Genomic DNA, 14,679 nt, shown 5'->3' on the forward strand with positions numbered 1-14,679 from the left:
TGCGTCGAGCCTGTTTGTGTGCCCCGTATTTTCGAAGTAGGTAAGTCCTTTTTCGTATATGAATTTTTCAAGGACGCTCAGATGCTGCAAGATTTATTGCGTAGCGAGGATACGGCGGCGTTCGATTGGCGTAGTCCTGGCGAATTTGTTGCCCGTCTCCATGAGTTTGATTGTCAGCACATTTCAAATGCTACTTTACGTAATCCAATACTCCCATATAAAATCAATTTGCAATATATGGGGTCTCGTGCTTTCAAGAGCGACTCGCTTGCAGGCTCGCTTAAGAAGGAATTGCTAAACGATAGCACTGGAACAACCGTTCATGGTGATTTGAACACTCGTAATATCCTTGTAGGTCCAGACCGGGTGATAATGATAGATTTCGAACACTTCGGAATTTGCCGCCCTGTTTATGACTTGGCATACGTTGTTTCTGAATTATTTATTTAGTTGTTCGAAAGTGGATCTTACCAGGAATTTGGAGGCAACTAGAGATTTTTTGAGAGCCTACCTATCAGTTCTTGACTGGAAGCCTTCAGTACTGTCTCCTGATAATGTGGACTGTTGGGTGTTTTTCGGGCACTGCTTGTTTTGTGCTTCAGACTGCCTTGGTGTAGCTCAGATGCTCTTGCTTGACCTCGTTAGGGGTGCGGTACCCCAGGGCCGAGCGAAGACGTGTGTGATTGTATGTCAGCTCGATCCACGACGCAATATCATTGATCGCCTTGTCTCGTGCGGGATAGATCATCTGATACACTCGCTCGTTCTTCGGCGTGGCGTTGAACGACTGGGCCCACGTATTGTCCCAGCACACCCCCGTGCGCCCCACAGAAGGACGTATCCCGTACGCCTTGAGGTGATGAGGAACTTCTGGGAGGCGTACTGGCTTCCCCTGTCGGAGTGGAATATCGTCTGTCCTGCATTAGGCGAGCAGTTCCGCGCCGCCACGTCGATCGCGTCGCACACCACAGAGGTGCGCATGTGATCGGCTATTGCGTACCCGACGACCTTCTTGGTGCAGCACGGTCGCCAGGAAGCACGAGGCCCGCCCGGGTACGGGTACAGGCTCCCTGGGGCAGGCTGCCACGTTCAGCGCGTCACGAGGCCCGCCCGGGTACGGGTACAGGTGATGTCCCCGACCCACTTGAGACCCGGGTCCGGGGCGGCGGGGTCCCGGCGCACCAGGTCCGGGCGCTCGTCAAGGTCCTGTGCAGGCGCGGTGGTGCGGACCTTTGCCTGTGGTTGGGCGGCAACCAGGCCCAGCTCATGCATCACGGACCTGACCGTCGAGGGGTCGACGGCCACCTTCTGGCGGGCCAGGGCGGCGGCCATACGACGGTAGCCGTAGGTGCCGTGAGAGGACTCGAAGACGTCCTTGACCATGACCGCGAGCTCCTTTCTCCTGAGCATGGTGGAAGAGTCGGGCCTGTCGCGCCAGGCGTAGTAGCCCGACTTCGAGACCCCGGCCCAGCGGCACATGGACGAGATGGGGTACCTGCCTTCCTCGCGGTTGGTGGGGCTCGTAGCGCTGGCTCACCGGGGCTCCTTCGCGAAGAAGGCGGCTGCTTTTGAGGAACTCGTTCTCCTGACGCAGCTCGCGGTTCTCGGCTCTCAGCCTGGCGAGCTCCTCCGACTCCGCCGCCGCCTTCCGGTCCTCGTCGGTGGTGTGGAACTTTGACGTACCAGTTCCCAACTGTCTAGGCAACCAGGCCATAGGACGCCGCCACCGAGGCGATCGTCCGCTCCTTCACGGGCCACCTCTCGGGCGACCTGCCCCGTCGAGCTCCTCGGAGTACCTGGTTCTCGACATCTGCTCATTTTATTCATTCTATCGTGCGGTGATGAAAATGATCCGGTGTCCGAGAAATAACACTCACCTCACTCGAAGAGCTGAAGTCCCTGGGCAAGACCCTGACCGAACGCGGTAACGACATCCTGGCCTACTTCGAGCACCCCGGCACCTCCAACGGTCCCACCGAGGCTGTCAACGGCCGCCTGGAGCACCTACGCGGCACCGCCCTGGGCTTCCGCAACCTGACCAACTACACCATCCGCAGCCTCATCCACGCTGGCGGCTTCAGACAACAACTACTACACCCTTAAACCGGAAGTGCCAGATTGGTGGGTTGCTGTGGAGGCGGGGTCGACGACGGCGACGATCTCGAGGCGCCCGGCATCGGCGGCTGCGGACACAACCTCAGTGAAGCGCTGTCCGGCACCGATGACGGCGGTGCGCAGGCGGGTCATGCGGTGGCGTCCTTCGGGGATTCGGACGGGGACTCCTTCGGGCGGCGGCGCGGGCCGATGACGATGGCCGTGCCCGCCAGGGTGATGGCGATGGCGAGCCACTGCAGCGACGATGGCCATAACCCCAGCCCCAGGCCTGCGGTCTCGACAGCGACCAGTGGACTGACTGCCAGGCCCAGCAGACTCACCGGGTGGGCGCCTATCTCCGCCAACAGGCGGTGCTGGATGAGGTAGACGGGAAGGTAGACGAGCAGACCGAGCGCGGCGAGCACGGCGAGCGTCGTCGGCGTGAGCCGGGCACCGCGCAGCAGGTCGGTGAACGCCCACACGGCTAGGGGAGCTAGGCCCCAGGCGTAGATCGGGGTGATGACCGGGGCCATGGGCCCCTGATAGCCGCGGGTGAGGGCGGCGAATGCCACGGTGTAGACGCTCATGAGGAGCACCGCCCCCACGGCCAGCAGGGTGCCGAGGACACTGCTGGCGCCGACCTCGTGCACCCCCTGGGACCCGGCGAGCAGGAAGAACGCGCCACCGACCACGGCGACGAGCGTGCCCAGGGCCTTGGCCCGGCCCGGGGCGCTGCGTCGGCGCAGGCTGACCAGCACGAGCACCCACAGGGGACCGGTGGACACGATGAGGGCGGGCAGGAGCGTGCCGCTGACCTGCACAGCCACGGTGGACAGGGCGGTGTAACCGCTCACCCCGGCGATCGACAGCGCTGCTGCCTGCCAGTGGCGCAGCGGACGGGCGCCCGTGTGCTGCTGGCTGTCGTGGGCATGGGACTCGGTCCGGCGGTGGTTGACGGTCAACAGCCCCAGTGCCACCACCGTGAAGCCCACCCGGCCGGCGGATACGATGGCCGTGCTCGTGCCGTCCAGGGCTACGCGTACAGCCAGCCACGTGAGCGACTGGAGGACGACGAGCGTGGTTGCCAGAAGGCACAGCCGCGCAGTCGCGGCGCCGGGCAGCCGGCGCGGGCGGCGAGCGCCATGAGAAGTATCCTGTGCAAGCGTCGTGTTCATGGTGCCTCAGGTGGTGGGATGACTCTGTGCAGGCCTCCGGGGCCAATGACCGGAAGGTCGGCGCCCGGATAGAGGTCGAAAATCGCCGACACGCCCCCCGCCATGACACTGACCTCGATCCCGGGGAAGACGAACGAGGTCATGACATTCTCGTTTGGCGGTCAGCAAGGGCGGACAGGTTTCGGTTGCCGAGGATGTCGAGACGTGCGGCTTCCCCGACAGCGACCACCTGACGTGCGTCGGATGATGAGGTGCGGGGTGTTCCGCCGTGAATGGTCTGATAGAAGTCGTCGAGGATTCGCTCGTCTGAGCCGTCGTGCCCCGACGTCGTTCCGTGGTCCATTCCGATGGGAATCTCAATATCGGCTTGTGCGTCGTATCCGGGCCTTCTCTTGTTCCAGATGCGGACGGAGCCTCCGTTGCTCGTGTCGCCGAAGTTCTCCAGACGTCCTTCATCTCCGATGATGCAGTAGTTTCTCCAGTAGTCCGGTGTGAAGTGGCACTGGCTGTATGATCCGATGATGCCGTTGGCGCACACAAGGTTGATGAATGACACGTCCTCCACGTCCATTGCCGGGTTGAGGTTCGTCTGGCTATGCGGTGGCCAGTTCCTGATGTCATTCTTGACCTCAGGCGTTGATGCGGAGGGCTGACGCAGGTGGCCGTACTGGTAGACGCGATTTGCTCCGATGGCCTGGACCGACGTGTATGTCGTGCCGAGAATGTAGGCCATGGCGTCGAGGTCGTGTGAGGCCTTGTGGATGAGCAGGCCCCCAGTCCTGCTGGACTCACAGTGCCAGTCCTTGAAGAAGTAATCTCCTCCCCGTCCGATGAAATGACGGATCATGAATGCCTGAGGGTGGCCAATGAGGCCGTCATCGATGGCGGTCTTGATGGTCTCAACGATCGGCATGAACCGCATGTTGTGCCCAACGTACAGGGTCCTACCGCATTGTGACGCGTATGTGATGAGGCGGTCCGCGTCAGCGACGGTCGTCGCGATCGGCTTCTCAATGAAGACGTGTTTTCCCGCACCGAGTGCCGCCATGGCAATGGTGGCGTGGGTCCAGTCAGGAGTGAGCACAAGAACGGCGTCGACGTCAGGTGACGTCACGGCCTCGGTGTAGTCGGTAAATGTCTGGAGGTGCGGGCTGGAGGCTGTGGCAGCGGCGAGGAGAGACGGGTCCGAGTCTGCAACAACAGTGAGCGTGAAGTGTTGCGGCAGTGAGGCAAGGACGTCATGGAGAATGCTGAAGCGCATTCCAGCCCCAATGGCGGCGAGTCGGATTGGTGTCGGCATTGCCTTCATGTCTCTCCTCGCCGCTTCTCAGCCCTTGACCCCGGAGGAGGCCAGGCCCTCGATGACGCGCTTCTGCATGGTGAAGAACAGCAGGAAGATCGGCGCCATCGCCATCGTCGAGGCCGCCATCATGAGGGTGTAGTCGGTCGAGTGCTCGCCCGCCAGGGTCGCGATGCCCACGCTCAGCGGCATGTTCTCCTCGCGGCTGGTCACGATGAGCGGCCACAGCAGGTCGTTCCAGGACCACAGGACCGTGGTGATCGTGACGGCGAAGAGGCTGGGGCGCACAAGCGGCAGCATGATCCTCCAGAAGATCTGCCACTGGTTGGCGCCGTCCAGACGCGCCGCCTCCTCCATCTCGTTGGGCAGGCCCATGAAGGCCTGACGCATGAGGAAGGTGGCGAAGGCGGAGAACAGACCGGGGGCGATGATTCCCCACGGCGTCTCCAGCAGACCCATGTCACGCACGATCCGGTACTGGCCAATGAGGTAGGACTGGCCGGGCACCATGAGGATGAGCAGCAGCGCCCCGAAGATGGGCCCGCGTCCGCGGAAGGGCATCCGGGCGAAGGCGTAGCCGGCCATCGAGGCCAGTACCAGCTGCCCGGCCGTGCGCGCCACCGTGATGAGCACGGAGGTGCCGAACTGCCGGAGGAACGGCAGCTTGGTGAAGACCTCTGTGTAGTTCTCCCAGTGCAGCGTGTCCGGGATGAGGGTCGGGGGCACACTGCGCACCTGGGCGTCCGTGGCCACGCTCATGAGGAGCTGGTACACGAAGGGGAAGACCATGACGAGCCCGCCGGCAAACAGCACGAGGTGCACGAGCCAGTAGCGCCGCTGGGTGCGCAGCACACGACTCAGGGAGATGCGGGAAGTCCTGCTGCGCTCAGACATAGTGGACCCACTTCTTCTGGCCGACGAACTGGACGAGGGTCACGACGGCAACGAACAGGAGGATGACGACGGCGACGGCCGCGCCCTGGCCCTGCGCCGAGTTCTGGAAGGCCTGCCGGTAGAACAGGGCCACCAGGGAACGCGTGTGCGGCTCCGCGGGGTTGCCGCGGCCGATCATCGCGTACAGGGCGTCGAAGAGCTGGAAGCCGCCGATCGTCGTCATGATGGTGAGGAAGAAGATCTGCGGGCTCAGCAGCGGCACCGTGATCGACAGGAACTGGCGCCATCCTGAGGCCCCGTCAATGGAAGCGGCCTCGTAGAGCTCGCGCGGAATCGCCTTGAGCCCGGAGGACAGGATGATGACATTGAAGCCGATGGAGGCCCACACCCCGAACACGGCGACGGCTAGTAGCGCCCAGCCGGGCGTGACGAGCCAGTAGGGCGGGCTGTCGATGCCGAAGCTCTTGAGCAGCTGGTTGAGCAGGCCGAAGTCGCCGTTGAACACGATCTTCCACACCTGGGCCACGGCCATGGGCATGGCCAGGTAGGGCATGAAGTACATCGAGCGGTACAGGCCCTTGAGACGCAGACCCGGCAGCTCGATCATCGCGGCGATGGCCAGCGACAACGGGATACCCAGCAGCACGAGCACCGTGTAGATGAGCGTGTTGCGGATTGCTGAGGGCAGGTCAGCGGAGGTCAGCAGGTCGGTGTAGTTCTCGGCGCCGACGAAGGTCGGGTTGCCGCCGAAGGCGTTGGAGCGCTGAGTCGAGACGATGAGGTTGGTGATGATCGGCCAGTAGTAGAAGACCGCCACGCCGAGCATGAGCGGGCCGATGAACAGCACCGGCCACGCCCCGACCCGGGAGGGGCCGCGTCCCGGCCCCTCCCGGTGGGCTCGGCCACCCCCACCGGCCGAGGCGGCCGTGATGGAGGTGGCTGCCATCACGCCTCCTCAGCCAGGGCCTCGTTCATGAAGGCCGCGAGTTCGGTGGCTGCCGTCGTCACGTCGGTCTCACCGGCGAAGGCGGGGTTGAGGTAGTCCGCCTCCTTGTCGGCCCAGACGCTCGTGTTCTTCGACACGGGGTAGGCAACCGAGTACTTCTCCGCGGCATCGACGAAGATCTGGCAGCTCCAGTCCGGGTAGGCGTCGATCCACGGCTGTTGCGTGCCCGTGAAGGCGGGGATGGCGGTGCCGTTCTTGCCCTCGACCTCCTGGGAGGCCTGGGAGGCCATGTGGATGGCCAGGGCCTTGGCGGCCGCCGGGTTCTTCGACTGGGAGGAGGTGGTCCAGGCCAGGCCGTGGATGACGGTGGCCTGCTTTGCCTTGGACGGCATGTCGATGACGTCGACGTCGGTGACCTCGCCGGAGAAGGACTCGACGATCTCCGGGCAGGTCCAGTCGCCGGCCCAGAACATGGCGGACTTGCCGTTGTTGAACATGTCGAGCGGCTTGGTGTCGGTGACGACGGTGGGCGGGGCGACGGAGCCGTCGGCGATCCACTCGGCCCAGCACGTGAGGCCCTCGATGGACTTGGGGTCGTCGAAGCCGGACTTGCCGTCCTTGATGATGAAGCCGCCGGCCTGGAGCATCGTGTTGTAGTAGGTGCCCTGGCCGTCGCCGTTAACGGTGGTGGCGCAGCCCCAGATGCCCTGGTCCTTGCCCCAGTCGCTGATGGCCTTGGCCTTGGCGTGGAAGTCCTCCCACGTCCAGCCGGCCGTCGGCAGCTCGACGCCGGCGGCCTCGAAGATCTTCTTGTTGTAGAACACGCCGATGGTGTCGTAGTCCTTCGGGATGCCGTAGTGGGTGCCGTCGTAGGTGTAGAGGTCCACCAGCGAGGCCGGGTAGCTGTCCCAGGGGACCTCGCCGTCGACGGGGGCGAGCATGCCGTTGGAGGCGTAGAGCTGGATGTTGGGGCCGTTCATCCACAGGACGTCGGGCATGGTGTTACCCTCGGCCTGGGTGCGCAGCTTGGTCCAGTAGTCGTTGTACACGGTGAGGTTGGTCGTCACCGTGATGTTCGGGTACTTCTCCTTGAAGGAGGCGATATTGGCCTCCACCGTGGGGGTCTGGTTCTTGTCCCAGTAGGCGAGGGTGAGTTCGGCTTCGGTGTCCGCGGTGATCATCTCGTCGGTTCCGGTTCCGGATCCGGAGCCAGATGAGGAGCCGCCGCCACACGCGGCCAGGGTGGCGGCGACGGCGATCATCGCCGTGCCGGTGAGGAAGTGTCTCCGGTTGAGGGACATGGTGTTTCTCCTTGGGTGGGAAGAGGTGCGAGCCGCCTTTGGCTCACACCCGGTTCTGGTTGTGGGTGAAGTAGGTGACGAGCTCGGGGTCGAGCTCGGGGACGGAACGGGGGGTGGAGCCGTCGCGCAGGGACTCGGCGGCCTGGATACCGGCAGCCACCGCGTACCAGGCGCCCAGCGGGGAGGTGTCGGTGACGATCCCGTGGCGCACGAAGCTGACGAACTCGGTGATGGTGAGCACGTCGGCGTCGCCGTGACCGCCGGCGTCGCCCAGGATCGGGAAGGTCTCGTCGCCCTCGGCCCGGTAGTCGGAGCGACGGTTCCACAGGCGGATGACGCCGCCCTCGCCGTCGCCGAAGTTCTCGATGCGGCCCTCGGTGCCGATGACGGTGTAGTTGCGCCAGTAGTCGGGTGTGTAGTGGCACTGCTGGTAGGAGGCGTGGACCCCCGAGCTCATGCGCATGAGGACCATGGACAGGTCCTCGACGTCGATGACGGGGTTGAGGTCGGTCTGCTCCAGCGGGGGCCAGTTGTTCTCGTCGAACCAGTCACCCATGAGCCGGTCGGAGTTGTCCCTGCGGTCGGTGACCTTGTCGTAGACGGTGAGCCCGCCCATGGCGACAACCTCGGTGGTGTGGGCGTCCGCGAGCCAGTGCATGACGTCGATATCGTGGGCGGCCTTCTGCAGCAGCAGGGTGTTGGAGTGGTGGCGGTCGGCGTGCCAGTCCTTGAAGTAGTAGTCGCCGCCATGACCGACGAAGTGGCGGCACCAGATGGCCTTGACCTCGCCGATCCGCCCGGCGCGGATGAGGTCACGCATGGTGCGCACGACGTTCATGTGGCGCATGTTGTGCCCGACGTACAGGCGCGTGCCCGTGCGATAGGCGGTCTCCAAGATGCCAGTGGCGGCGTCGAGGTCGGTGGCCAGGGGCTTCTCAAGGTAGACGGGCACGCCCGCCTCCAGCAGCGCGCAGGTGATGTCGGCGTGGGTGTCGTCCGGGGTGGTGACGAAGGCGACGTCGATGCCGGTGGCGATGAGCTCCTCGATGGTGGAGGTGATGACGACATCCTCGCTCTCGCGCCCCAGGCGTGAGCGCACGCGCTCGGCGACGAGGGGGTGGGGGTCACAGACGGCGACGATGCGGCCGTTGTTCTGCGGCAGCTCCGCGGCCAGGGTGAAGCTGGACCGGGCTCCAACTCCCACGACACCGACGCGCAGTGTCCGGGTGGTGACCTGGTGGTTGGTGGACATGGTGGAGTGCTGTCCTTTCTCGAGCCTGGACTGAATGACTGAGGTGCCCGTAAGGGTCACGGGACGGGGGCGGGTGGAGCCGGTCAGGGCCTGGTCGGCGGTGGCGAGGGCGCGGTGGAGGGCTCCGACGACGCTGGCCGCCCAGCCGAGCTCGCTGACCTCCGCGGCGAAGGAGGGCGAGGAGGGGGTTTTGAGGGAACTGAGCGCCTGCAGGACCTGACAGACGGCAGTCCGGGAGGACTCAGGAGGTGTGGACAGGACGATGGCGTCGGGGTCGACGACGGCGCCGACGCTGGCGATGGTCAGGGCTACGCGTGAGATCCAGGCATCGTTCACGCGCGTGTGCTCATCCAGGCGCAGGTCGAGGAAGTCGGCGATCTCGCCGGCGTTGAACTCATGCCCGCGGTGGATGGCGCCACCCAGGACGAGGCCGGTGTGCAGGCCGCGCAGCTGGACGAAGAGCAGGTCCCCGTGGGGGCGGATGCGCCCATCCTGACGGCGGGAGTGGAACTCGCCGAGAGCGGCGGCGTTGATGTCGTTGTCCACGACCGTGGGCACGCCCAGTTCCTCGCGCAGGCGCTGGGCGAGGGGGAATCCGCTCCAGGCGGGGGAGAGGTCGGCCCGCAGGATGGTGCCGTCCTCGCTGACTCGGCCGGTGGTGGAGACGCCGACGGCACGCAGCGGCCCGTGGTCGCCCAACATGGCGATCAGGTGGCGCACGGCGGTGATGACGGCTGTCAGGCGCTCGTCGGCGGCGGCGTTGGGCAGGGGGACGAGGTGTGCGGCCAGGATGTGGCAGCGCATGTCGGCGGCGACGATGAGGCCGGAGGGTGGCAGGAGGTCGAGGCCGACGACGAAGCCGGCGTCCTGGCGCAGGTCCCAGGTGCTGGCGGGGCGTCCGACGCCCTGGTCCTCGGGCTCGGACTCGGAGGTGACGCCGGCGGCGGCGAACTCGGAGAGGATCTCGGTGACTGTGGGGCGGGAGTAGCCGGTGGCGCCGGCCAGTGCGCTGACGGTGACGGGCGCGCTCGCGCGCAGTGCGGCGAGGACGGCGTCGGCCTTGTCCGACCTGTCCTTAGGACGGCGACTGCGGAGGGGACCGCTGCGCTGCTTGCTCATCCTTGAGCCTTTCTCGTGGTCGCGCTGGGTGGCGCAGGTCACGAAGTTGAGGTGCAAGAGAGTTTAGCAATATTCCTTCGTAATGCAACGGGGGTAGGTGAGGGAGATCACTGCCCCCGGGTGAGGCCCGAGTCAGGCCCGAGAGCCGGGCCTGGGCCCAGCCACGAGTCAGGCCTGAATCAGGCCCCGAGCTCGTGGTCGCGCGCCACCGTCGCCCTGACACCCTCGATGACTGCGTTGGAGAACCCGGCCCGCTCCATGGCCACCAGCCCGGCGACCGTCGTGCCGCCCGGCGAGCACACGGCGTCCACCAGGTCCGTCGGCGTGCGGCCGTCCTCGGCCCCTGCGTCCGCCTGCACGGTCAGTGCCGAGCCGAGCACCGCCTGGGTCACGATGTCCACCGCCTGCGCCTTGGGGATGCCCGCCAGGACCCCCGCCCGGGCCAGGGCCTCAATGAAGGTGAAGACGAAGGCGGGAGAGGAGCCCGCCAGCCCCACGAAGGCCGAGAAGTCCTTCTCCGCGATCCGGGCGGTGCGTCCCACCGCAGCCATGAGCCCCTCGACGAGGGCCAGGTCCTCCTCGCTCGCCCGCGAACTCGCCGCCAGCGCCGTCATCGACGCCCCCACGGCCGCCGCCACGTTCGGCATCGCCCGCACCACGCGCGCACCCTCGGGCAGCATCTCCTCCAGACGGGCAAGGGTCAGGCCCGCCGCCAGGGACACGACCAGCGCACGGCGCTCGGCCAGCTCCTCACGCAGCTGCTCGAACACCACCGGCACGATGGTCGGCTTGACCCCCAGGACCACGACGTCGCTGGCGTGCACGAGGTCCTGGGCCTGCGCCACATGCTCGACCCCCTGCCCGGCCAGCTCCCCCGCCAGGGCGGCGGCCGAGCCGTGCGGGCTCGTCACCAGCAGGCGGGCGGCGCCCTGGCCCTGGGTCAGGCCCGCGGCCACCGCCCCGCGCACGATCGCGCCCGCCATGTTGCCCGCGCCGATGAATCCGATGGTCGTGCCGGGTGGCACTGCCGGACAGGGGCGGTCCTGCCGCACTGACTGGGCCTGCTGCGTCGCATGGGCTGCCTGAGAGGTCATGGCCGCCAGGCTACCGGCCGCTATCCTCCCCGCGTGAGCAGCACCGAGCCCGGGGTCCGCCCCGAGCGCCCCGTCCTCGTCGTCGGCTCCGCCATGGAGGACGTCCTCGTCACGGTCCCCGACCTGCCCGCCCGGGGCGGCCACACCTGGGCCCAGCCCGTCGCCCAGGGCAACGGCGGCACCGGCCTCAACGTCCTGCGCGCCACGGCCGCCCTGGGATGCAGCCCGCTGAGCGCCCTCGCCGTCGGAACCGGGCCCAGGGGCGCGCGCGTGACCCAGGAGCTCGACGCGCTCGGGCTCACCCTGCCCGACGGCGCCCCCACACTCCTGCCCCTTCACCCGCAGGACAACGGCACCTGCCTGACCCTGCTCACCCCCGACGGCGAACGCACCTTCATCACCACCCCCGGCTGCGAGATGGACTGGTCCGCCCCCAGGCTCGCCGCCCTCGGCACGGCCCTGCCGAAGGCACTCGCCGCCAGGGGCGGGCAGCGCCCCGTCGTCTACGCCTCCGGCTTCCAGCTCCTCGCCGTCGAACACCACCTCCTGACCTGGCTCGAGGGGCTGGAAGCAACCGTCGTCATCGACCCCGGGGGACGCGTGAGCGACCTGGCCGCCGACGCCCGCCTGCGCGAGCGGGTCCTCGCCCGCGCCGACATCCTGGCCCTCAACGAGGAGGAGGCCGACGCACTCCTCGGCGCCCGCTGCCGCCCGGAGGCGCTCGCGGCCCTGGCCGCCGAGACCCGTACCGACATCGTCCTGCGTCAAGGGGCCGACGGCGCCACCTGGCTTCCGGCCGACGGCGGCCGGGTGCTCATGGAGCCGGCTGTGGCGGTGGAGGTCGTCGACACCGACGGCGCGGGGGACGCCCACACCGCGGGTGTCCTCGTGGGCACGGCCCGGCACCTGCCGCCCGACCGGGTGCTGTGCCTGGCGAACCGGTCGGCTGCCCGCGTCGTGGCCGGGCGGGGACCCCAGGGCCTGCCGGTGGGCCCTCGGCCCGGTGGATCAGGCTAGGACGGCCCAGCCCAGCGGCGGCAGGACGACGCCGTCGCGCTCGGGGCGCGGCAGGGGCGCGTCATGCGCGCTCGACAGCCGCTCATGGCGCCCGCCCGTGGGCAGCCACGCCTCGTGCTCCTCCAACGACAGTGCCAGCACAACGCTCTCAGCCGCAGCGCCCTCGGCCGCGCCGGCTCCCTCCCGCGGCCGCAGCGCCACCGACAGCAGGCGGTTGTCCAGGTGCAGGCGCTCGAACACCGCGTCGTGCAGCCACGGCAGGCGCCGACGCAGGGCAATGAGCTCGGCGTGCAGGTGGCGCACGGGCGCGCCAGGAGCGTCCTTACCCCACGGCACCGCAGGCAGGGGCGGACGGATCGCGTCGTCACCGCCCAGACGATCCTCCTTGACCGCCTCCAGGCCGACCTCATCGCCGTAGTACACCGCCGGCGTGCCCGGCAGCAGGAACAGCAGCGCCAGGGCATGGCCCAGCAGACGCCGGTCGCCCAGCACGGAGGCAATACGAGTGGTGTCATGGTTGCCGACGAAGGTCCACGCCACGACATGCTTCAGCATCTCGGCGTGCCGCCTGAGCGTCCAGTCCAGCTCGAAGAAGTTGGCGTCCGCCAGCGAGTGCCACACCGCCTGACGCAGCTCGTACTGCGTCACCGCGTCCATCCCAGAGGCCGCCACCACGCCCGCATAGTCGCCGTGGATGACCTCCCCGTAGACGTACACCTGCGGGAAGCGGGCCCGCACCCTGGGCAGCACCGAGCGCCAGAACACCGGGTCCACCGCGTAGGCGGCGTCAAGGCGCCAGCCGTCCACCCCGCGCTCGCACCAGTGCTCCATCACCCCGGCCACGAGGTCCGCCACCTCGGGCGAGGCGTGGTTGAGGGCCGGCAGCCAATCCTGGCCCTCGAAGCGCTCGTACTCGGGGGCAGTGCCCGGCGCCCACGCCTCCTCACCGCCCGGCCAGCTCAGCCGGTACATCCCGGCGCTGGCGCAGCCCGGCCCCTCCTGGGCCAGCCGGGCGAAGGCGGGGTGGGCGATGCCCGTATGGTTGAAGACGCCGTCGAGCATGACCTTGACGCCGCGGGCGTGCGCCTCGTCGATGAGCGTGACCAGGTCCTCCTCCGTGCCCAGCCGCGGGTCCACACGCAGGTAGTCCACCGTGTCGTAGCCGTGGGACATCGAGTCCAGCACCGGCCCCAACTGGAGCACGTTCGCCCCCAGGCTGACCAGGTGGTCCAGCCACGGCACGAGCCTGAGCAGACGGTGCTCAGCGGCCACCATCCCGGCAGGTGACGACGGGTTGCCGGGGTCGCCGTCGGGACGCAGGGGCTCTGCCCCCACCGCCCCCAGTGGGAACACGTGCCAGGCGATGGCGTGGCGCACCCAAGCGGGCTCGTGCGAACAGGGGGAGACGGCGTCGTTGCTCATCGGGGGATAAGATAATACGACTATGAGTTCACGTGCCACTGCCCATGTCTCTCGTCGTGCCGTCGTCACCGGAGCCTCCACCGGGATCGGCGCCGCCACCGTCCGTCTTCTGCGCGCCCACGGGTGGGATGTGGTCGCCACAGCCCGGCGGACCGAGCGTCTGACGGCCCTGGCTGACGAGACGGGCTGCCAGTGGGTTGCCGCCGATCTTCAGGTCGCGCAGGACGTCGAGCGCCTGGCCGCCACCGTCCTGGCCGACGGGCCCGTTGACGCCGTCGTCAACAACGCCGGCGGGGCCATTGGCCTCGACCCGGTGGCCGTCGGCGACCCGGCCGACTGGCTGACGATGTACGAGCGCAACGTCCTGGCCGCCCTGCGCGTGAGCCAGGCCTTCCTGCCCGGCATGCGCGAGCGCGGCGGCGACCTGCTGTTCCTCACCTCCGTGGCCGCCCACGACGCCTACCCCGGCGGAGGCGGCTACGTGGCCGCCAAGCACGCAGAGCGGATCATCGCCAACACTCTGCGCCAGGAGCTCGTCGGCGAGCCGGTGCGCGTCATCGAGATCGCCCCCGGGATCGTGGCCACCGAGGAGTTCTCCCTCAACCGCTTCGGGGGCGACAAGGCGAAGGCCGACGCCGTCTACGCAGGCATCGACCCGCTGACGGCCGAGGACATCGCCGAGTGCCTCGTGTGGGCGCTTGAGCGGCCCGCGCACGTCAACATCGACTCGATGATCGTGCGCCCGCGCGCCCAGGCCACCAACACCCTCGTCGCCCGTCGCTGAGGCGGGGGCGCCGCCGCGGCGGGTGTGTCGAGAACGACTCCCCGCCGCGGCGCCTGAGGCTGGCCCGTCCTCACCGCCCTGGCTACACTCGGCGGCATCCAGGCACTGACCCGGCCGGGCGTTCACGCACCCGGGCATCACCGGCGAGCCTCCCGGAAGAACAGGTCGGCCCCACCCGGGGCAGGCCCCACTAGACCCGGGCGGGAGGGGCCCGCACAGCCCCCAACGAAGCGGTCCCGGACCGCCGCGCCAGCGGCACCCGGGGCAAGCGAGGTGGTACC

At 67.6% G+C, this 14,679-nt stretch carries 16 protein-coding genes and 1 pseudogene; 4 read left to right on the top strand and 13 right to left on the bottom strand.

Annotation, left to right across the window (positions count from 1 at the left end):
* Positions 1 to 18: 18 nt before the first annotated feature.
* Positions 19 to 450, top strand: coding sequence for a phosphotransferase family protein (locus ID810_RS04480; RefSeq protein ID WP_166855467.1), 432 nt, complete (start codon positions 19 to 21; stop codon positions 448 to 450).
* A 148-nt stretch (positions 451 to 598) separates the two neighbouring features.
* Here ID810_RS04480 and ID810_RS04485 read toward each other — a convergent pair whose 3' ends face one another.
* Genes ID810_RS04485 through ID810_RS04490 form a run of 3 tightly spaced genes read right to left on the bottom strand, consistent with a single transcriptional unit; the run spans position 599 to position 1,479 of the window.
* Positions 599 to 841: an integrase core domain-containing protein gene (locus ID810_RS04485; protein ID WP_279586932.1), complete on the bottom strand. Its 243-nt coding sequence runs from the start codon at positions 839 to 841 to the stop codon at positions 599 to 601.
* Complete coding sequence (locus ID810_RS12800; protein ID WP_425321781.1) at positions 745 to 1,065, bottom strand: DDE-type integrase/transposase/recombinase; 321 nt, start codon at positions 1,063 to 1,065, stop codon at positions 745 to 747. Before ID810_RS12800 ends, ID810_RS04485 begins: the two co-directional genes overlap by 97 nt.
* A 24-nt stretch (positions 1,066 to 1,089) precedes the next feature.
* Complete coding sequence (locus ID810_RS04490) at positions 1,090 to 1,479, bottom strand: IS3 family transposase (RefSeq protein ID WP_166855463.1); 390 nt, start codon at positions 1,477 to 1,479, stop codon at positions 1,090 to 1,092.
* 396 nt (positions 1,480 to 1,875) lie between these two features.
* Between ID810_RS04490 and ID810_RS04495 the strand changes: the two are divergent.
* A pseudogene (locus tag ID810_RS04495) lies at positions 1,876 to 2,103 on the top strand (transposase); the annotation flags it as partial.
* On the opposite strand, the gene ID810_RS04500 reads toward ID810_RS04495, so the two are convergent.
* From ID810_RS04500 to proC, 9 genes are all read right to left on the bottom strand, one after another.
* Positions 2,092 to 2,247 (bottom strand): hypothetical protein, encoded by a 156-nt coding sequence (locus ID810_RS04500; RefSeq protein ID WP_166855462.1) that lies wholly within the window; start codon positions 2,245 to 2,247, stop codon positions 2,092 to 2,094. The pseudogene ID810_RS04495 and the gene ID810_RS04500 sit on opposite strands and share 12 nt — an antisense overlap.
* Positions 2,244 to 3,269: a DMT family transporter gene (locus tag ID810_RS04505; protein WP_166855460.1), complete on the bottom strand. Its 1,026-nt coding sequence runs from the start codon at positions 3,267 to 3,269 to the stop codon at positions 2,244 to 2,246. Before ID810_RS04505 ends, ID810_RS04500 begins: the two co-directional genes overlap by 4 nt.
* Complete coding sequence (locus tag ID810_RS04510; protein WP_166855458.1) at positions 3,266 to 3,412, bottom strand: hypothetical protein; 147 nt, start codon at positions 3,410 to 3,412, stop codon at positions 3,266 to 3,268. The genes ID810_RS04505 and ID810_RS04510 overlap by 4 nt, the downstream gene beginning before the upstream one ends.
* Complete coding sequence (locus ID810_RS04515) at positions 3,409 to 4,578, bottom strand: Gfo/Idh/MocA family protein (protein WP_166855455.1); 1,170 nt, start codon at positions 4,576 to 4,578, stop codon at positions 3,409 to 3,411. The genes ID810_RS04510 and ID810_RS04515 overlap by 4 nt, the downstream gene beginning before the upstream one ends.
* 18 nt (positions 4,579 to 4,596) lie before the next feature.
* Positions 4,597 to 5,463, bottom strand: a complete 867-nt coding sequence (locus ID810_RS04520) for a carbohydrate ABC transporter permease (RefSeq protein WP_166855454.1) — start codon at positions 5,461 to 5,463, stop codon at positions 4,597 to 4,599.
* Positions 5,456 to 6,409: a carbohydrate ABC transporter permease gene (locus ID810_RS04525; RefSeq protein ID WP_188232577.1), complete on the bottom strand. Its 954-nt coding sequence runs from the start codon at positions 6,407 to 6,409 to the stop codon at positions 5,456 to 5,458. Before ID810_RS04525 ends, ID810_RS04520 begins: the two co-directional genes overlap by 8 nt.
* Entirely contained in the window at positions 6,409 to 7,710 is a 1,302-nt protein-coding gene (locus ID810_RS04530) for an extracellular solute-binding protein (RefSeq protein ID WP_166855452.1), read from the bottom strand. The genes ID810_RS04525 and ID810_RS04530 overlap by 1 nt, the downstream gene beginning before the upstream one ends.
* Before the next feature lie 43 nt (positions 7,711 to 7,753).
* Entirely contained in the window at positions 7,754 to 10,081 is a 2,328-nt protein-coding gene (locus tag ID810_RS12700; protein WP_166855450.1) for an ROK family protein, read from the bottom strand.
* Positions 10,082 to 10,260: 179 nt separating this feature from the next.
* Positions 10,261 to 11,064: a pyrroline-5-carboxylate reductase gene (gene proC, locus ID810_RS04540; protein WP_243856554.1), complete on the bottom strand. Its 804-nt coding sequence runs from the start codon at positions 11,062 to 11,064 to the stop codon at positions 10,261 to 10,263.
* Between the two features lie 144 nt (positions 11,065 to 11,208).
* Between proC and ID810_RS04545 the strand changes: the two genes are divergently transcribed.
* Entirely contained in the window at positions 11,209 to 12,192 is a 984-nt protein-coding gene (locus ID810_RS04545; RefSeq protein ID WP_166855446.1) for a PfkB family carbohydrate kinase, read from the top strand.
* Here ID810_RS04545 and ID810_RS04550 read toward each other — a convergent pair.
* Positions 12,184 to 13,614 carry an alpha-amylase family glycosyl hydrolase gene (locus tag ID810_RS04550; protein WP_166855444.1) on the bottom strand — a complete coding sequence of 477 codons (1,431 nt, stop codon included), beginning with the start codon at positions 13,612 to 13,614 and terminating at the stop codon, positions 12,184 to 12,186. The genes ID810_RS04545 and ID810_RS04550 overlap by 9 nt on opposite strands.
* Before the next feature lie 22 nt (positions 13,615 to 13,636).
* Here ID810_RS04550 and ID810_RS04555 point away from each other — a divergent pair, with 22 nt between their 5' ends.
* Positions 13,637 to 14,398 carry an SDR family NAD(P)-dependent oxidoreductase gene (locus tag ID810_RS04555; protein WP_166855442.1) on the top strand — a complete coding sequence of 254 codons (762 nt, stop codon included), beginning with the start codon at positions 13,637 to 13,639 and terminating at the stop codon, positions 14,396 to 14,398.
* Positions 14,399 to 14,679: the final 281 nt, after the last annotated feature.

It is taken from the genome of Actinomyces respiraculi (genome assembly GCF_014595995.2).
Classification (GTDB): Bacteria; Actinomycetota; Actinomycetes; order Actinomycetales; family Actinomycetaceae; genus Actinomyces; species Actinomyces respiraculi.